Source organism: Lonsdalea britannica (assembly GCF_002111595.1).
GTDB lineage: Bacteria > Pseudomonadota > Gammaproteobacteria > Enterobacterales > Enterobacteriaceae > Lonsdalea > Lonsdalea britannica.
Window position 1 is genome coordinate 26,814 of sequence record NZ_LUTN01000011.1, and the last position, 18,413, is coordinate 45,226.

Sequence of the window (18,413 nt, forward strand, 5' to 3'; positions counted from 1 at the left end):
GCGGTTTAAAATAAGTTACTTATGTCGTGTGTATAGGCCTTCACCGCTTTCTCGGTCGTGTTCTTAATCTGTCCGATAATTTGCACCAGCTTGTCACCATAACGCGGATCGGTCGCATAGCCTGCCCTCTGCAGTTCATATGCCGCCGCCTCCGCGCTATTCGCATTGACGACGCCTTATAACGGGCGTTGTCGGTCAGCAAAGAGATATAGTCATTGATGGAGTCCAGATAAGTGTCATAAACGCGGAACTTCTCTTTCACCTTATAGGACCGACCATTTTCAAACTCGGTCGTCATGATCTCGGTCACTTTCCCATTCCAGTTACTGCCTGCTTTCACGCCGAACAGGTTGTGGCTGGGCTTACCGTCGCTGGTCGTGATTTCGCGTTTACCCCAACCAGATTCGAGCGCGGCCTGCGCCATAATCAGGTGATGGGGAATGCCGGTTTTCAGGCTGGCAATCATGGAAGGCATTGACAGACGATTCGTGAAATCTTCAGAGGACGGCGGCAATTCCGGCGCGGCCTTCGTTGCGCTCTGCCCATCCTGATTGGTGCGCTTCAGGAACTCGCCCATCAACGCCGGCGGGAAAGCGGACGACGTCATAAAATCATCTTTGCTGACAGGCATCGGCGTGGTACCCACACCGTTGCCGATCTGCTCGTTAGCGTTACGGCTGAGCTGTTTCACCATCATGTCAGCGAGTCCCAGGCCTTTTGCTGACAAATCCTGGGCAACCTGCTGGTCATACATGCTGGTGTACAACCGGGTCTGGTCGCTGCTGAGCAAGCCGTCTTTTGGCAGCGCCGAACGCATGCTTTTCAGCATCATGTTGACGAACAAACCTTCGACCTGCTTCGCCACTTTTTTCAGCGCGGAGGGATCGTTTTTGACCGCATCATTGCGTAGCTTGTTCAGTGACTTGATGTCATAGGCCGCAGAGGCCTGATCAACCGAGCTGTTGCTATCGAGCTTCATCATTAGATGATCTCCACTTCCGCCTTGACGCAGCCCGCACTGTGCATTGCCTGGATGATGGACATCAGATCCATCGGCGTCGCACCCAGTGAGTTCAGCGCACGGACCACGCTGTTCAAATTGGTGCCCGCATTCACACGCTGCAGCGCCCCGCCTTCCTGACGCATATCGATCTGCGTCTGCTGGGTAACCACGGTCTGCCCACCGGCTAACGGCGTATCCGGCTGATTCACGTTCTGCTGATTGTTGACCGTAACGGACAGGTTGCCCTGTGCGATAGCACAAGAGTCGAGCGTCACGTTGCGGTTCATCACCACCGAGCCGGTGCGAGAGTTGATGATGATCTTCGCATCCATTTCGCCGGTGTTAATGTTGATATCCTGAATCTGCGCCAGAAAACGAACCTGAGATGTGCTACCGGACGGTAAAGTCACTTCCACGGTACGACCATCAAGCGGTCTGGCAACGCCGGAGCTATTGAACTGATTAATAGAGTCGCTGATGCGCTGCGCCAGGCTGAAGTTTTCCTGCTTCAGCTGCAGCGTAAGGTTGTTGGACGCGCCGAACGTGGTGGGCAGCTCGCGCTCAATGGTCGCGCCGCCGTTGATTCGGCCGCCGGACAACTGGTTTACCTTGACCTGGCTGCCGCCGGAAGAGGCGCCCGCGCCGCCCACCAACATGTTGCCCTGCGCCAGCGCGTAGACCTGATTATCCACCCCTTTCAGCGGCGTCATGAGCAGCGTACCGCCGCGCAGACTTTTCGCTGAACCCAGAGAGGACACCACGATATCGATTTTCTGACCGGCCCGTGCAAATGCCGGGTAGTTGGCGGTCACCATCACGGCCGCGACGTTTTTCAGCTGCATGTTGGTGCCGCTGGGAACGGTAATCCCCAGCTGCGACAGCATGTTGGTCAAACTCTGCGTCGTAAACGGCGTCTGAGTGGTTTGGTCGCCCGTGCCATCAAGACCGACAACCAGGCCGTATCCAATCAGCGGGTTATCACGTACGCCTTGAATATCAACCAAATCACGTAAACGCTCGGCGTGTGCTGATGACAAGAGCGTCAGTGATAATGTGATAAATGAAAAAATAAGGTGACGAACCCGCATGATTAACCTCTTAAAATGGTGAAACGTTCAGGAAGAAGCGCTGTAACCACCCCATTTCCTGGGCTTCATTGATATAGCCTTTACCGACGTATTCAATTCGGGCGTCAGCAACCTGCGTGGAGACCACGGAGTTCGACCCGGTAATTGTTCTCGGATTCACGATGCCGGAGAAACGGATATATTCCGCCCCTTGGTTGATGGCGATCTGTTTCTCGCCCACCACCTTCAGGTTGCCGTTACTCAACACGTCTTTCACCGTCACCGTTATCGTACCGGTAAAGGTGTTTTTCGCGGTCGCTCCACCGGAACCGTCGAAGTCGTTCTTACCTTCTACGTCGAAGTCGGCGCGCTGATTACCGAACAGACCTTGCAACAGACGAGGCGCCGTAGTGACACCAAGCGATCCAGAGCCATCACGGGATGAGTTCGCGCTCGAACTTTTGCTGGCGCTGACATTCTCCTGCAGGGTGATCGTCAAGATATCGCCGACGTTGCGGGGACGACGGTCCTCGAACAGCGGCTGATAGCCATAGTTCATCGGCTGAACCATCTGAAAGATCGATCCATTGGTAGCAACCAGGTTGGGCGGCGCAGGCTGCGCCGTCGTTTCACCTTCTACCAGCTCTTTGTGCGGAAAATAGGCGCATCCGGCCAATGAAGCGCATACCGATAGCACGAGCGCCGGTACGACGACATTTTTCCACCCGGCGCGGCATAGGCGAACACCGCGCGTGCGCGGTGCGTTCACTTCTTTTCTCATTAACACCATAAATGTGCTTTCTTAAATTTGCGTAAGCCGCTGCAGCATGGCATCGGAAGTCGACACCGCCTTACTGTTTATTTCGTAGGCACGCTGGACCTGGATCATATCGACCAGTTCTTCCGCCACATTGACGTTAGAAGTTTCAACAAAACCCTGATAAAGCACGCCTGCGCCGTTCTGACCCGGAGTCGACTCTGTCGGCGCGCCGGAGCTCTGCGTTTCCTGGTACAGGTTTTCACCCAGGCTCTGCAAGCCGGTCGGGTTGATAAACGTGCTGAGCGTCAACTGACCAATCTGCGTCGCAGCCGCCTGACCCTGTTCAGTCACGCTCACTACACCGTCACGCGCTACCGTCATGGATACCGCGGTATCAGGCACCGTAATCGCCGGCTGAACCTGATAACCACTAGAGGTAACCAGCTGGCCGTTCGCATCCAACTGAAAAGAACCGTCGCGCGTATAGGCGGTCGTACCATCAGGAAGCAGGATCTGGAAAAAGCCCTGACCGTTGACAGCGATGTCTTTGGTGTTTTCCGTCTGTTCCAGGTTACCCTGGCTGTGCAAACGCTCTGTCGAAACCGGACGAACCCCCGTACCCAGCTGCAAACCAGAGGGCAAATTGGTTTGTTCAGAAGACTGAGCCCCCGGCTGGCGAACCGTTTGATACAGCAGATCTTCGAAAACCGCGCGCTGACGCTTAAAGCCGTTGGTGCTGACGTTAGCGAGGTTGTTCGAGATGACATCCATGTTGGTCTGCTGAGCATCAAGCCCGGTTTTTGCAATCCACAGTGAACGAATCATAGTGTTACCCTTAAAATTAATTAACTAACAGACAGCAGCTTGTTCGCGCTCTCGGCGTTTTGATCGACGTTGGTGATCACTTTCATCTGCATTTCAAAGCGCCGGGCGCTGTTGATCATGTCAACCAGCGTTTCCGTCGTGTTCACGTTGCTGCCTTCAAGGACGCCAGGCATCACTTTCACTGTGTCATCCGCCGGCAGTGCGTTGCCGACTTGCTGCTGACCTGCGGCGAAATGTGGAACAGGCCGTCATCGCCGCGAACCAGCTGGTTCGGTTCGGACTTGACCAGTTTCAGCGCGCCCGCCGCCCCTACCGTATTCGGCGCATCGCCGTCACCTAAAGCGGAAATCGTTCCGTCTGCGGCGATGGTGACAGTGGACTGCACCGGCACCGTCAGCGGACCATCGTCGCCGACGACCGGATAGCCCTGAATGGTGAGCTGACCGGTTTCATCCAACTGAATAGCACCATTGCGGGTATAAGCTTCTTCGCCGTTGGGGAGCTGTACGGCCAACCAACCGTCGTCCTGCACCGCCACGTCCAGAGGACGGGACGTATAGTTCAGCGGCCCCTGTGACATATCTGCACCCGGAGTCGACGCCACGACCAGCGTACGGGTTGGGAGCGTAGGCCCCTCGACCGGCACCGCGCGCATGGCATTTAACTGCGCCCGAAAACCGGGCGTCGACACATTGGCCAGGTTGTTGGCGATGACCGACTGCTGTTCCATCGTCTGGCTAGCAGCGCCCATCGCTGTATATATGGCATGATCCATATCGTTACCTTGTGTGGCTTAATTAACGCAGGTTGACCAGCGTGTTCAGGATGGAGTCCTGCGTTTTGATGGTCTGGGCGTTGGACTGATAGTTACGCTGGGCAACGATCATACTGACCAATTCCGCCCCGATATCGACGTTGGATGACTCCAGCGCGCCGCTCGTCAGTGAGCCCAACAGACCGGTACCCGCAGAACCCAGTGAAGCTTCACCGGAAGAAGATGTCGCACTCCACACGTTGTCACCTTCAGACTTCAGGCCCTGGTTGTTGGAGAACGTGGCCAGCACGATCTGTCCCAACAATTGGCTCTGGCCGTTGGAGTAAGTCCCGCTGATGGTGCCGTCATCGTTGATGGCGTATTCAACCAGGTTACCGGTGGTGTAACCGTTCTGCGTTTTACTCAGCTCGGAGCTGCTCGCGTTCTGCTGGGTGGAGCCAGTGAAATCGATAGTGAATGCGTTGGCGGCAGAACCATTCAGAGAGTTGGTGTTGATTGTGAAAGACTTCGTATCCGTGGCTGCTGTTGCCCCAGGAAGAGTCGTTCCAGATAGCTGACCGCTGGTGCTGAAGTTCAGCGAGCCAAGATCCTGAGCGGTAGCGTTGCTATCACTGCTGTCCAGCGCGTGCACTTCCCAAGTGTTGTCAGCCGTTTTTGAGAAATACAGGTTCATGACGTGGGTGTTACCCAGACTGTCGTAGGTCGTCATGGACTTGGTCCAGCTATAAGTGCTGGAATTGGTCGCATCGAACGTGGTGCCAGCGGCCAGCGCCGTGGTGCTGGAGTTCAAGTTAGCAACATAGGTAGAAGTCGACGTCTGCTGAGCGGCGATTGAACCAGCCGAGATGTTGAGCGTGGTCGGTTCCGCACCTGCTGCGATGGTCGGCGGCGTACCGGTAGCGGCATAACCCGTCACGTAGTAGCCGGTTTTGGTGGTCAGGTTACGGTCCGCATCCAGCTGGAATTCGCCGTTACGGGTGTAGTAAACCGAACCGGCGTCGTCCGCTACGCGGTAGAAGCCGTTACCGGAAATGGCGACGTCGGTGCCGACGTCGGTATTTTCGATCGTACCGTCGTTAAAGTTCTGCGTAACGGCGGCGACTTTAACGCCCAGACCGACAGCAGAATCAGCAAAGATATCGGCGAAAGAGACGGTTGCGCCTTTAAAGCCTTTGGTCTCTGAGTTGGCGATGTTGTTACCGATGACATCCAGGTTACTGGAGGCAGCATTCAATCCGCTGACCGCTTGTGAAAAACCCATTTGGAGGTGCTCCTAAAAATTAGTAGTTTGCTGTGTGTTGTTTTAGGCGGCTGGTCTGCTTGTCAGCCGCGCCATTCACAATCAAATAATTTGTTTGACGTCGCTCAGCGACGCAGTGCCTGACAGGCCGAGGTTAAGCACGGCTTCCGAAGAGTCCGTGTTAACGCCGTAGACCAGCGCATATTTCAGCGGCGTCGCTGTCACGCTGGCGCCATCGGAACCGGTCGCCGTCACCGAGTAGGTGTAGGTGCCGGCGTCGACGGTGCCGCCGCTGTCGTTAGTGCCATCCCAGCTGTAGGTCTGCACGCCGGCGCTTTGAGCACCGAGATCCACGGTTTTCACCGTATTACCGCTGGAGTCTTTAATGGTGACATTCACGTCCGTAGCCGCGTTAGCCAGTTCAACACCAAATGCGGTGGTGGAGCTGTCGGAGCCGACGACGATGCTGTTGCCCTGAATCAGGACGCCGTTGCCAATCAGAGAACTGGCTTGCAACGTCTCGGAGGTATCCAGCTGGCTGGAAATAGAGCCCAGCGTGGTGTTCATGTTCTCGATGCCGCTCAGCGTACTGATCTGCGCAAGCTGCGTGGTCAGCTGGCTGTTGTCCATCGGATTGGTGGGATCCTGGTTCTGCAACTGCGCAACCAGTAAGGTCATAAATTCGTTTTGCAGGTCCGCACTGCTGCTCGTACTGGACGAGCTGCTGGTTGTGCTGGTCTTGCTGGTATCTGTTGATTCGGTAAGTGAAACTGAGACGCTCATGGCTACTCTCCCACGTTATTATTGGCCTAATGTCAACGTTTTCTGCATCAACGACTTGGCCGTATTCAGCACTTCTACGTTTGCCTGATAGCTGCGTGACGCAGAGATGGAGTTCACCATTTCCGCAGTAACATCCACATTAGGCATACGTACATAGCCACGTTCATCCGCCAGAGGATTTCCCGGTTGATAAACCAGCTTGTCCGGAGAGGTATCTTCCACGACGTCGTCAACCTGCACGCCGCCGATAGCCTGTCCATCTGGAGCAGCCACTTTGAAAACCACTTGCTTGGCGCGGTATGGCTCGCCATCTGGTCCGGTGACACTGTCCGCATTCGCCAAATTACTGGCGCTTACGTTCATGCGCTGGGACTGCGCAGTCAGCGCAGAACCCGAAATTTCGAAGATATTAATTAGCGACATACGCGTTATTTATCCTGTAACACTGACATCATGCTTTTGATTTGGCCGTTTAACAGCGTAAGATCCGTTTGATACCGCAGACTGTTGTCTGCGAAATTTGTCCGTTCTCTGTCCATATCTACGGTATTCCCGTCAAGGGCCGGCTGGTCGGGTACGCGATAAAGCAGATCTAAATCAGGCGTTGACGTCGTAGATGCAGGGATATGACGGGTCGACGTAGTGGCTAACGACATCGTCGTACCGGTCGCGCGACCTTGTTTCAGGGCTTTATTCAGCTCGCTGGAAAAGTCGATATCCCGAGCCTGGTAGCCCGGCGTATCCGCATTCGCGATATTCGCAGAAAGGATTTCCTGGCGCTGAGCCCGTAAATTCAACGCCTCCTGCTGGAAGCGGAACGATGCATCTAATTTGTCAAGCATGCTTTCCCTCAGGAAAAGTAATTAAAGAAGAGTGACGATAGACAGGATAAACTTCGCGCGGCAACTTTATCGCCGGAATAGACGGGAAATGAGTAGCTATTTTCTCGTTTGGCACAGACTGCATCTCTGTAAACTGCACAGGCGATGTTGTGTACTGCTACAGTCGGATCGACTTCATTTCATAAAACGGACAGGGGACTATTTGATGGGATTTTGGCGCAAATTAATCTTATGTAAGATTTTTTTCCTTATCTCACTCACCCCGGCGGCGGCCGCTGATCGCGATCAGATTACCGCGCAAATTAAGACGTTCATTCAGGGACAGCTCGACATCCCCTCGGCTGAAGTTAATGTTATTGTGAAAACGCCGGTCGAAAGGCTTGAATTATGTCCTGAGCCACAGCTGTCGCTGCCCTCCAGAAAGAAAATATGGGGCACCCTCAGCATCCGAGCCATGTGTGGGACCCAACGCCATTTTCTGCAGGCGAATGTTCAGGTGACCGCACCTTACGTTGTCGCCACTCGGCCGATACCGCCCAAACAAAAAATCCTGGCAGAAGATGTGGCTCTTCAACGAGGCCGACTTGACGCATTGAACGTACCACCGCTGGCGGACCCTGCTCTCGCCGTCGGCGCTATAAGCATTCGCATGATTGGCGCAGGGCAACCCCTTGCCGCCAGCATGTTGCGAAATCCCTGGGCGGTGAAAATGGGCGAGACGGTGAAAGTGACGGTATCTGGGGATGGTTTTAGCATTGTCAGCGAAGGCAAAGCCATGGATAACGCCGCGCTTAATGACGCCGTCAGAATACGAATGGAGTCCGGACAGATTATTACTGGAATAGTGGCTGAAATGGGATTGGTAAAAATTGTACAATAAGCGTTAAAGCTTGGGCGGGATCGTCCGATATAAGTATTCAGTCACTATACCGATATCATTTTTGTAAGTAGGGAGGCCACATGAGCATTGATAGTACTCGTCCGGTATCTGGAGTAAAATCAATTCAAAATACGGAAGCGGATTTACTTCACACCACAAAAAGTAAATCTACTTCATCAAGCAGCGCAGCGAGCACGAGCAGCCAGACGCAGGTTAGCCTGAGTGAGACGCAGTCCAGCCTGATGCAGCCAAGCAGTCAGGACATCGATATGGAAAAAGTCGATACCCTGAAGCAGGCTATCAAGGACGGAAAACTGGAAGTCGATGTGGGTAAAATCGCCGATGCCCTGCTGAGCGAAGTTCAGACAACTTTCTGATAAGTTTATTAAAAGGCAACGTTGACCCATGCAAATGAATGAAGTTCTGGAACAAATGCTGAATAGCCTGGTGTCGCTTAAAGATATCCTCTCTCAGGAGCAGGATGAATTAAGCGCACGCCAGGTCAATCCTGCGTTTTTGCACCGGGTGACTGAGAATAAAAACGAGCAGTTGTCTATTCTCAAGCATTTTGATAATCAGCGCCTGGCGCTGGATGAGCAGTTGTCGGTTAAACCTCCCTACCCCCACTCGCCGGAGCTGAATGCTCAGTGGTCTCAGATTCATGAGCTGACGAGCGAGTTAAGCCAATACAACCACCGCAATGGTCTGCTGCTGAACGCACACCTTGAAAATAACCAGCAGTCGCTGGCTTTCCTGGAGCAGAAACAGCGTCAGGGCATTTACGGTCCGAATGGACAGACCGAAAACAAGGGTTCACACCTAGGTCGGAAGTTCAGCGTTTAAGACGCCATTCGAACCAGTAACCTTACTTTTTGGTGTAGTTGACTATCAGCTGGTATTTCGTGACTCGCATAGGCTGGCGCAAAGCGCCTTTGCCTGGGACATGAAATACCAGGTAGAACGGCGTCTCCGCCGACAATCCCGCAAACATCTCCGTACTTCCATTTTGCCCATTCAGACGAACACACTGCCCTGGAATACACAGTGACGCGTGCAGTCCTGTCGAATTACGTGACAGCAGTTCATAGCGCCAAAGGACCGACGTCAAAACGGCCCCTTTGGGGAAGGAGCCGTTTGAATGAAGTAAAACTGAACGTTTGGCGATCCCCTTCTGACTAATCAGCAGATTCGCGCCTTCCCATACGGGTTGAGTATCGGCGGCGGTAGCGCTAGCGATGCCAGCCGCCAATAACAGCATTAAGGCGAAACGTTTCACTGCCCTGACCCACCAATGACTGACGTCATGCGAATCTGACGGCTATCCGTAATCTCCTGATTGGAAAGAACGACCAGCTGCGGCAGGCTGCGGCGCAGGAATCGGGACAGCAGCGGACGAAGCGCATGCGTCACCAAGAGAACCGGCGGCGCGCCCAGCGCTTCCTGATGCTGAACCGCATCCTGAGCCTGGGAAAGCAATCTGTCGGCCAGCCCCGGCTCCAAACCGCCGCCGTTTTGCATTGCCTGCAACAATACGCGCTCCAGCGATGACTCCAGACCAATCACCTGAATATCATCGTTACCCGGGAACCACTGCTGAGTAATGGCGCGGCCCAATGCCACGCGCACCACCACGGTCAGTTCGTTCGGGTCTTTCTGGACCGCCGCATGCTCTGACAACGTTTCCAGAATCGTACACATGTCACGGATGGACACACGCTCAGCCAGAAGATTCTGCAACACTTTATGCAGCACCGTTAGCGTGACGACATTCGGGATAAAATCATCGGCCAATTTAGGCATCTCTTTCGTGACGCGATCCATTAGCTGCTGCGCTTCCTGACGGCCGAACAGGTCGCTGGCGTACACGTTAATCAGATGGTTGAGGTGAGTCGCCACCACGGTACTGGATTCAACGACCGTGAAGCCTTGCGCCTGCGCCTGATCTTTCAGCGCGCTTTCAATCCATACGGCTGGCAGACCAAATGCAGGATCTTTCGTGATGTCGCCCGCCAGTTTGCCGATAGCGCTGCCGGGGTTGATTGCCATCCAGCGGCCCGGATGCGCTTCACCACTGCCGATCTCAACCCCTTTCATCAGAATGCGATAACCCGCAGGCTGCAGCTCCAGGTTATCTCGGATATGAACGACAGGCGGCAGGAAGCCAATTTCCTGTGCGAATTTTTTACGAATACTGCGGATACGTCCGAGCAGTTCGCCGTTTTGTTGAAAGTCCACCATTGGGATCAGTCGATAACCCACTTCCAGGCCCAACTGGTCTTCCAGCTGAACGTCATCCCAGCTGGCTTCAACAATTTGCTGCTGCTGGCTCTCCGCCAATGCAGGTTCCGTCGCCGCCGCCGCCGCTTTTCGTTCGTCCTTGCCGCGCGTCCACCAGGCGACACCGAGCAATATGGCGGTAAACAACAGGAAGACGAAGTTAGGCATGCCCGGAACGAGACCGATCAAGCCGAGAACGCCGGCGCTCAGCACCATCACCTTCGGGTTACTGAACAGCTGGGTCACCATCTGCTCACCCACATCCTGCTCGGTGCTGACGCGGGTAACGATGACACCGGCCGCGGTGGAGATCACCAACGCAGGAATCTGCGCGACCAGACCATCACCGATGGTCAACAACGTATAGCTTTGAGCCGCATGGCCAAGATCCATGTTGTGCTGAATGACCCCAACCAACAGGCCACCGATAATGTTGATGGCCATGATCATCAATCCGGCGATCGCATCGCCGCGCACGAACTTACTGGCACCATCCATTGAGCCGTAGAAGTCGGCTTCCTGCGTCACTTCGGAACGACGCTTTTTCGCTTCGGCTTCACCAATGAGTCCAGCATTCAGGTCGGCGTCAATCGCCATCTGTTTACCTGGCATTCCGTCCAGCACGAAACGTGCGCCCACTTCCGCGATACGCCCGGCACCTTTGGTGATAACCATGAAGTTGATCAGGACCAAGATGATAAACACGACGATACCGATGGCGAAGTTACCGCCTACCAGGAAGTGGCCAAAGGCTTCGACGACCTTCCCTGCCGCCCCGGCCCCCGTATGGCCTTCCATAAGAATGATTCGCGTAGAAGCAACGTTAAGCGAGAGTCGCAACAAAGTGGAAAACAGCAGAATCGTCGGGAACGCGGCGAACTCCAGCGTACGCTGGGTGAACATGGCGACCAGAAGCACCATGACGGAAAGCGCGATATTGAAGGTAAACAGCAGGTCCAGAATAAACGGCGGCAGCGGGAGCACCATCATCGACAGGATCATCAGAATCAGGATCGGTCCTGCCAAAACCTGCCACTGCGTATCTTTTAAGTTGCCTGGCAAGCGTAGCAATGAAGCCAGATTAGCCATCAGTCGTGTTCTCTTTTGCGAAGTCCAGTGAATCTGGCACAGATAAATGGGTTGGTTTCTGCGGCGTCAGGCCGCCTTCACGTTTCCAACGTTTAATTTGGTAAACCCAGACCAACACTTCGGCAACGGCCGCATACAGTGTGGCAGGGATGCTTTTTCCAATTTCAGCGTGCTTATAGAGCGCCCTCGCCAAAGGCGGCGCTTCCAGCGTCGGCACGCGATGTTCAGCGCCGATTTCTCGAATCTTCAGCGCGATATCTCCGGCGCCTTTAGCTAACACTTTGGGTGCGCTCATCTTTTTGTCGTTGTACTGCAGCGCGACCGCATAATGCGTCGGGTTAGTCACAATCACATCGGCTTTCGGAACATCAGCCATCATGCGTCGCTGGGCTATTGCCCGCTGCATCTGACGAATACGCCCCTTGATATGCGGGTCGCCTTCGTTCTGTTTGAACTCATCCCGAATATCCTGCTTACTCATACGCAGTTTTTTCAAGTGGCTCCAGATCTGCCAGAAGACGTCAAAGGCCACCATAGGGATCATGCTGAGCAGGACCAAAAAACCGCAGTAAATTGCCAGCTCAAGTGCATCGCCAAGTGCCGTCACTAGCGGTTCGGAAATCAGCCGCAAAATCTCCGGCCATTTATGCCAGAGAAACAGGCCCGTCACAAAGCCCACAACGACAGCTTTAATGATGGCTTTGAATAACTCAGCCACCATCTGTGATGAGAACAGACGTTTGAGGCCCGCAATCGGATCGAGCTTCTCAAGACTAAACTCGAAGGACTTAGTGCTAAACACCAATCCACCCAGCACAACCGGCGCACCAATGGCGACAAGAACCATGCCCATCATAATCGGGACTAATGCCAACGCGGCCAGCTTCAGCAACGCAAAAACATGCCGGCCCATCTGTTTGTTGTCGTTAATGATGTCGTGGTTGAAATACAGCCCCTGGCTTAGCATGGTGCCAAGCCGGTGATACATCATTTCACCGGTCATCCACAATATCCCCAGCCCGATAATGAGCATGAGAATAGATGTCAATTCTCGGGATCGAGGAACTTGACCTTCCTCGCGGGCTTTTTCCGTTCGGTGGGCTGTGGGGGCCTCTGTTTTTTCCAGATCGCTATCGTCTGCCACGTTAGCTGTTCCTGTTTGTTACTGACCAAAACGAAAAATACACGCGATTAGCATGACAAATAAGAAAAAACTTGATGGGTGGAAAAAAGAAGAAAAGAGGCGGCTATTTGGTGCATAAGCAAATACGGAGGGGGATTTACGGTCGGGAGAAGGCCCGACCGTAAAAATCCACATGCCTTTGCCTGATATCCCCCCAATCTACAGACTGTCAGGGGTCGGGCTAATCAGAATCCGAGGCTATCGAGCAGATCGTCGACCTGATCCTGATTTGAGACAATACCTGCAGCGGTTTTGTCGACTTGAGGACCGTTGAGCAGTCCATCGTCAGCACGCTTCGGTTCGGCCTTTTTCTCTGGCATGTTTTCCAGCAAGACCATCAGCAGCTGTTTCTCGATCTCCTGGACAACATCCATCATGCGTTTGATGACCTGTCCCGTCAGATCCTGGAAGTCCTGCGCCATCATGATTTCCAGTAACTGAGCATTGGTGAAAGAGGTATGTTCGGGAACTTCCTGTAGATAACTGCGGGTATCCGTTACCAGCTCACGTGCATCGGCCAACTCAATCGGGTTTTCAAACCACTCGTCCCAACGCGTCGTCAGGGATTTGGCGTCTTCTTCCAGCTTATTCTGACGCGGCTGAGAAGCCTCAACACAGCTCAGAGCGCGCTCTGCCGCCTGTGCGGTCATCTGAACAACATAATCAAGACGATCCCGAGCGTCAGGAATTGCTTCCGCCGCTTCGGCAATAGCATGATCCAAGCCCAGCTCTTTCAGGCTATCACGCAGCATACGAGTCAACTGGCCGATACGGGAAATGATCTCGGTCGCAGACGCGTTATCGTTAACAGGGGGCACCGGATGTGGATTCATGACATCTCCTTACATACCCAGCTTTTCGAAAATTTTACCCAGCTTTTCTTCAAGCGTAGCCGCAGTAAATGGTTTAACCACATAACCGCTGGCGCCAGCCTGCGCTGCTGCAATAATGTTTTCTTTCTTCGCTTCTGCGGTCACCATCAGTACCGGAAGTTTAGAAAGCGTGCCGTCGGCGCGAATGGTTTGCAACAGTTCCAAACCATCCATATTGGGCATATTCCAGTCGGAAATGACGAAGTCAAAACCACCAGTGCGCAGCTTGTTCAGAGCGTCAGCACCGTCTTCTGCTTCTTCCACATTGTTAAAGCCCAGCTCTTTTAGCAGATTCCTTACGATGCGGCGCATCGTTGAGAAATCATCTACCACTAAAAATCTGAGTTCTTTATCAGCCATACCTACTCCTACAGTTATTATTGCTCACTCGGAGCTGCTATATACGTAATGCCTGTCCGGCAGAAATTTGAGCCAGCATTCGCTGACTTACCTGGTGCAAATCCACCACTTCGTCGACACCACCGAGCGCAATAGCTTCTCGAGGCATACCGAAAACTACACAGCTGGCCTCATTTTGCGCCATCGTGTACGCGCCGGCTTGATGCATTTCCAACATGCCCATCGCGCCGTCGTTACCCATCCCGGTCAGAATGACGCCGACCGCGTTACGACCCGCGTATTTCGCCACGGAGCGGAATAACACATCCACGGAAGGACGATGCCGGTTGACCGGCGCCTCGTCATGTAACTTGACCTGATAGTTTGCTCCGCTGCGCGACAGCTCCATGTGACGAGCCCCCGGCGCAATGTACGCGTGGCCCGGCAGAACACGCTCTCCGTCTTCCGCTTCTTTCACCGTGATCTGACACAGTTTGTTCAGACGCTCGGCGAAAGACTTAGTGAAGCCCGGCGGCATGTGCTGCGTGATGATAACCGCAGGGCTGGTCGGCGGCAGCGGCTGGAGTACATGGCGAATGGCCTCTGTACCGCCGGTGGACGCGCCGATGGCGATCAATTTTTCACTACTCAACAACGGCGTGCTGAGCACTTTTACCGGCGCTGATGTGCTCTGGCTCTGTTGCGGCAAACGCGCCTTGGCCGCCGTACGAATCTTGTCCGCGATGAGCTCGCTGTAAGCCAGCATGCCTTCGCGAATCCCCAGCTGAGGTTTGGTCACAAAATCGATCGCGCCGAGTTCCAGCGCTCGCAGCGTGATTTCCGATCCCTTGCCCGTCAGCGATGACACCATGACAACCGGCATCGGTCGCAGCCGCATCAGTTTTTCGAGGAAATCCAATCCGTCCATGCGCGGCATTTCAACATCCAGCGTCAGAACCTGTGGATTGAATTTTTTAATCAGATCGCGCGCCACCAACGGATCCGGCGCGGTCGCCACCACTTCCATATCGGGGTGACTATTGATGATCTCGGTCATGATTTGACGCATGAGCGCTGAGTCGTCAACGCACAATACTTTTATTTTGCTCATTATCTTTCCTTAGCCAGCCCATAGACAGTCTGCCCGCGCAGATAGAATTCCCGACTGATCTGACTGAAATTCTCTGAATGACCAGCAAATAGTAATCCGCCGGGTTTAAGCAGCGGAACAAAGCGACGCAGGATACGTTCCTGAGTTTCTTTGTCGAAATAAATCATAATGTTACGGCAAAAAATGGCGTCAAACGGCGCGGGAACAGCCCACTCCGGCGCCAGGAGATTCAATTGCTGGAAATGAACCATTGAAGCCAGTTCAGGGCGCACGCGAACCAGACCGCTATGTGGACCGGTGCCGCGTAAGAAGAAACGCTGCATCTGCTGAGGAGAGAGCGAGCGCAATTCATCCTGCCGATATATGCCGGCAGACGCTTTTTCCAGCACCTGAGTATCGATATCGCTGGCAATCACCTGACAGTGATTATGTGACTTGTCGCCAAAAACCTCAGCTAACGTCATTGCTAGCGAATAAGGCTCTTCGCCCGTCGAAGCGGCGGTACTCCAGACGGAGTAGTTACCCTGACGCTTGCGAGCGTGTTCAGCCAAAATCGGGAAATGATGCGCCTCACGGAAAAAAGCCGTCAGGTTGGTGGTCAATGCGTTGGTAAACGCCTGCCATTCGGCGCTATTGGGATCGGACTCCAACAGGGCCAGGTATTGACCGAAATCGTTTATGCCCAGTAATCGCAGACGCCGAACCAAGCGGTTGTAAACCATTTCTCGCTTGTGATCGGCCAGCACAATACCGGCGCGTTGATATATCAGCTGACTGATGCGTTTGAAGTGCGTATCAGAGAGCGGTAACCGTTCAACCATCTGCGACAATATTGAGGCAGATCCCGAATGATTTGGCGATGTCGTATTTTTCATTGTCTAACTGCCCGAAAATGGATAGGTTATTTTCTTGTTTTTCAATATGGGCTCATCCCTAACAGCAATTACAGGCATACCATTCCTCAGATATCCATCTTCTGCAGATTTATGGCACAGCCGCTGCGCCTTACTGGTAAACATTCACCTTGCGCCTCTCAACTTCAGAGATGCTGCTGATGTTTGTTATACCAACGCTGAATTAGCTCAGGTGACACGTCCATCTTAGTCACTGCGTTTTACCCACTTCGATACCTCTATACCTGCTGTCAGAGGCTACAGTAGCCATGTCTGCATATCGTCAACTACGGCCATCAATCAAAAAGTTGCGTTTGTCTTTTATAATGTGCTGCCGGTTTCCCGGCAGCATTGCCTTCAAGGCTATAAGTTTTGCTGTGTGACCTACGTCTTTGCCCAACTCATGCAGAGTTGTCAGCCGATATACCGGCTCGACAAGTCCCCTACACTAACTCCATCGGCTGATGCCGACCTTTCTTTAACTCAATACGCGTTTTCAGCGCGTAATAGCCGAAAATATAACCTCTCGGCTCGCTAAAACGATTTTGCCGGCCCTAAATCAGGGCCGGGCAGACGATCGTCGGGACAAATTTAAGCGTAGCGGAAATTCACGCTGAACCTCCCGCAACGCTCAAGGACGCCGTTAGAACTTTTCCCAATTATCACTGGATGAACCCACTGCGACGGCACGGCTCTTACCCGACGATTTCCCTGTCGCCGGGCTCAACAGTGCCGTTTTGGCTACCGCTGGAGCAATGGCAGGACGGTAGGAACTTCTTTCTTCCGGTAAACGGAACAGCGACACCGAATGGTTCAATCCACGAACCTGTTCTTCAAGCGCAACCGCGGCAGAAGCTGATTCTTCTACCAGCGAGGCGTTCTGTTGAGTCACGCGGTCCATTTCTGTTACAGCCTGACCAACCTGATCAATCCCTTTGCTCTGTTCATCGGAAGCAGAAGCGATTTCGCCCATGATGTCAGTCACTCGGGTTACCGCGCCGACGATCTCACCCATGGTTTCACCCGCCGTTTCGACCAGCTTTGAACCTTCATCCACACGCCCGACAGAGTCGTCGATAAGGGTTTTGATCTCTTTAGCAGCCTGAGCGCTGCGCTGCGCCAGATTACGGACTTCACCGGCCACCACCGCAAAACCACGACCTTGTTCGCCTGCACGCGCCGCTTCTACCGCAGCATTCAGCGCAAGAATGTTGGTCTGGAAGGCGATACCGTCGATCACGCTGGTGATATCAGAGATTTTCTGGGAGCTGCCTGCAATATCGTGCATCGTTTTGACCACGTTATCGACAACCTGACCGCCCTTCTGCGCCGTTTCAGAAGCGCTCAGCGCCAGTTGGCTAGCCTGACGCGCATTTTCGGCGTTTTGTTTTACCGTTGCCGTCAGCTGTTCCATGCTCGCCGCCGTTTCTTCAAGGGAAGCCGCTTGCTGCTCGGTTCGGGAAGACAGGTCGTTGTTACCGGCGCTGATTTCTGTTGAGCCGGTATAAATAGCTTCCGCGCCCTGACGGACGGCGCTTACGGTTGTAATGAATTCACTCTGCATATGACGGAGGCTGTCAGCCAGAATGCCCATTTCGTTGGTACCCTGGAATTCGAGACGATGAGTCAGATCGCCTTTCGCCATATAACGGATGTTTTCAACAATCTTGTTAAGCGGTTGGATAAGCGCACGGTTGACACCCAGCCAAACGACACCGGACATCACCAGCACAAAGACCACGATAGCGCCAAGGATCCACAGGGCAGACTTATAGGCAGACTCGTTTTCTTCTATGGCGTCTTTGTAAATAGCGTCATAAGAGTCACGGTACGTCATGTAGGTTTTCTCGAACGTATTCTGATAACTCTGGGTCGGCTGATCGAGGAATGCCTGCAGTTTACCGGTGGTGATAAACACAACCAGTTCACTTAACGCGCCGTTCAACTTATCAAAATCAGATTTGACCGCCGCTTGTATGGCCTTGTCCTGTTTTGGCGAATACGGGATGCTTTCGTAGTTGCTGAAACGATCGTTAGCCATCTGCAGCTGTTTTTTAGCTAATTCGATAAGTTCATTCGCAGCGGAATTGTTTGTAGACTGGCTGTTTTGATTCAGCGCCAAACGTGAGCCGGCACGGTTAAGCGTATTACGGGCCTGTAACAAGTATGTCCAGGTTGCATCCAGCTGCGATTTTTGTTCATTAAGAGTGCGCGTGTCGCGGAAAATATCACGGTCCGTTTTCAACGCATTGAAAAACAGACCGCCAGAGACAAATTGAAGAGCACTAAACAACGCCAAGATAAGAACTAAACTCGTTACCACTTTGATACGATTGAGCATGTGAGCCTTTTCCATAGTTCCATGACCCTGTCACCGGTAATTGATTGGACATTACCTGGACAGATTTCCGTTTAAAGAAAAATTCACTACATATGAAGCGGGCCATCTTATGATGGCCCGCCGTTATGCATGT

Annotated in this window: 18 protein-coding genes and 2 pseudogenes; 3 read left to right on the top strand and 17 right to left on the bottom strand. The window is 53.3% G+C overall.

Annotation, left to right across the window (positions count from 1 at the left end):
- Positions 1-5: 5 nt before the first annotated feature.
- From flgJ to flgB, 9 genes and pseudogenes are all read right to left on the bottom strand, one after another.
- Positions 6-982 (bottom strand): annotated as a pseudogene (gene flgJ, locus AU509_RS10555) (flagellar assembly peptidoglycan hydrolase FlgJ).
- The gene (locus tag AU509_RS10560) at positions 982-2,091 is read right to left on the bottom strand and encodes a flagellar basal body P-ring protein FlgI (RefSeq protein WP_094118301.1); all 1,110 of its coding nucleotides are present in this window, start codon (positions 2,089-2,091) and stop codon (positions 982-984) included. Before AU509_RS10560 ends, flgJ begins: the two are co-directional and overlap by 1 nt.
- Positions 2,092-2,101: 10 nt before the next feature.
- Positions 2,102-2,860 (bottom strand): flagellar basal body L-ring protein FlgH, encoded by a 759-nt coding sequence (locus AU509_RS10565; protein ID WP_240503843.1) that lies wholly within the window; start codon positions 2,858-2,860, stop codon positions 2,102-2,104.
- A 12-nt stretch (positions 2,861-2,872) separates the two neighbouring features.
- Positions 2,873-3,655, bottom strand: a complete 783-nt coding sequence (flgG, locus tag AU509_RS10570; protein ID WP_085653369.1) for a flagellar basal-body rod protein FlgG — start codon at positions 3,653-3,655, stop codon at positions 2,873-2,875.
- 20 nt (positions 3,656-3,675) lie between these two features.
- Positions 3,676-4,430: pseudogene (locus AU509_RS10575) on the bottom strand (flagellar basal body rod protein FlgF).
- 22 nt (positions 4,431-4,452) lie between these two features.
- Positions 4,453-5,691: a flagellar hook protein FlgE gene (gene flgE / locus AU509_RS10580; RefSeq protein WP_094118302.1), complete on the bottom strand. Its 1,239-nt coding sequence runs from the start codon at positions 5,689-5,691 to the stop codon at positions 4,453-4,455.
- An 81-nt stretch (positions 5,692-5,772) separates the two neighbouring features.
- Positions 5,773-6,453 carry a flagellar hook assembly protein FlgD gene (gene flgD / locus AU509_RS10585; RefSeq protein WP_085653367.1) on the bottom strand — a complete coding sequence of 227 codons (681 nt, stop codon included), beginning with the start codon at positions 6,451-6,453 and terminating at the stop codon, positions 5,773-5,775.
- Positions 6,454-6,471: 18 nt separating this feature from the next.
- Positions 6,472-6,876 (bottom strand): flagellar basal body rod protein FlgC, encoded by a 405-nt coding sequence (gene flgC / locus AU509_RS10590; protein WP_085653366.1) that lies wholly within the window; start codon positions 6,874-6,876, stop codon positions 6,472-6,474.
- Between the two features lie 5 nt (positions 6,877-6,881).
- Positions 6,882-7,295, bottom strand: a complete 414-nt coding sequence (flgB, locus tag AU509_RS10595) for a flagellar basal body rod protein FlgB (protein ID WP_085653365.1) — start codon at positions 7,293-7,295, stop codon at positions 6,882-6,884.
- 205 nt (positions 7,296-7,500) lie between these two features.
- Between flgB and flgA the strand changes: the two genes are divergently transcribed.
- The 3 genes from flgA to AU509_RS10610 all read left to right on the top strand — a co-directional run bounded on the left by flgA (position 7,501) and on the right by AU509_RS10610 (position 9,018).
- A complete protein-coding gene (gene flgA / locus AU509_RS10600) occupies positions 7,501-8,175 on the top strand; it encodes a flagellar basal body P-ring formation chaperone FlgA (protein ID WP_162896356.1) in 675 nt (224 codons plus the stop codon).
- An 80-nt stretch (positions 8,176-8,255) separates the two neighbouring features.
- Entirely contained in the window at positions 8,256-8,552 is a 297-nt protein-coding gene (gene flgM, locus AU509_RS10605) for a flagellar biosynthesis anti-sigma factor FlgM (RefSeq protein ID WP_094118303.1), read from the top strand.
- Between the two features lie 28 nt (positions 8,553-8,580).
- Positions 8,581-9,018 carry a flagella synthesis protein FlgN gene (locus AU509_RS10610; RefSeq protein WP_085651922.1) on the top strand — a complete coding sequence of 146 codons (438 nt, stop codon included), beginning with the start codon at positions 8,581-8,583 and terminating at the stop codon, positions 9,016-9,018.
- Positions 9,019-9,040: 22 nt separating this feature from the next.
- On the opposite strand, the gene AU509_RS10615 is transcribed toward AU509_RS10610, so the two are convergent.
- From AU509_RS10615 to AU509_RS10650, 8 genes are all read right to left on the bottom strand, one after another.
- Entirely contained in the window at positions 9,041-9,451 is a 411-nt protein-coding gene (locus AU509_RS10615) for a flagellar protein FlhE (RefSeq protein WP_118895023.1), read from the bottom strand.
- Entirely contained in the window at positions 9,448-11,541 is a 2,094-nt protein-coding gene (gene flhA / locus AU509_RS10620; RefSeq protein ID WP_085651924.1) for a flagellar biosynthesis protein FlhA, read from the bottom strand. The genes AU509_RS10615 and flhA overlap by 4 nt, the downstream gene beginning before the upstream one ends.
- Entirely contained in the window at positions 11,534-12,685 is a 1,152-nt protein-coding gene (flhB, locus tag AU509_RS10625; protein WP_094118304.1) for a flagellar biosynthesis protein FlhB, read from the bottom strand. The genes flhA and flhB overlap by 8 nt, the downstream gene beginning before the upstream one ends.
- Positions 12,686-12,909: 224 nt before the next feature.
- Positions 12,910-13,557 carry a protein phosphatase CheZ gene (gene cheZ / locus AU509_RS10630; RefSeq protein WP_026741075.1) on the bottom strand — a complete coding sequence of 216 codons (648 nt, stop codon included), beginning with the start codon at positions 13,555-13,557 and terminating at the stop codon, positions 12,910-12,912.
- Positions 13,558-13,566: 9 nt separating this feature from the next.
- Positions 13,567-13,956, bottom strand: coding sequence for a chemotaxis response regulator CheY (gene cheY / locus AU509_RS10635; protein ID WP_026741074.1), 390 nt, complete (start codon positions 13,954-13,956; stop codon positions 13,567-13,569).
- Between the two features lie 37 nt (positions 13,957-13,993).
- Positions 13,994-15,046: a protein-glutamate methylesterase/protein-glutamine glutaminase gene (locus AU509_RS10640; RefSeq protein ID WP_085651926.1), complete on the bottom strand. Its 1,053-nt coding sequence runs from the start codon at positions 15,044-15,046 to the stop codon at positions 13,994-13,996.
- Entirely contained in the window at positions 15,046-15,921 is an 876-nt protein-coding gene (gene cheR / locus AU509_RS10645) for a protein-glutamate O-methyltransferase CheR (RefSeq protein ID WP_085651927.1), read from the bottom strand. The genes AU509_RS10640 and cheR overlap by 1 nt, the downstream gene beginning before the upstream one ends.
- Before the next feature lie 661 nt (positions 15,922-16,582).
- A complete protein-coding gene (locus tag AU509_RS10650) occupies positions 16,583-18,280 on the bottom strand; it encodes a methyl-accepting chemotaxis protein (RefSeq protein WP_094118305.1) in 1,698 nt (565 codons plus the stop codon).
- Between the last annotated feature and the right edge of the window lie 133 nt (positions 18,281-18,413).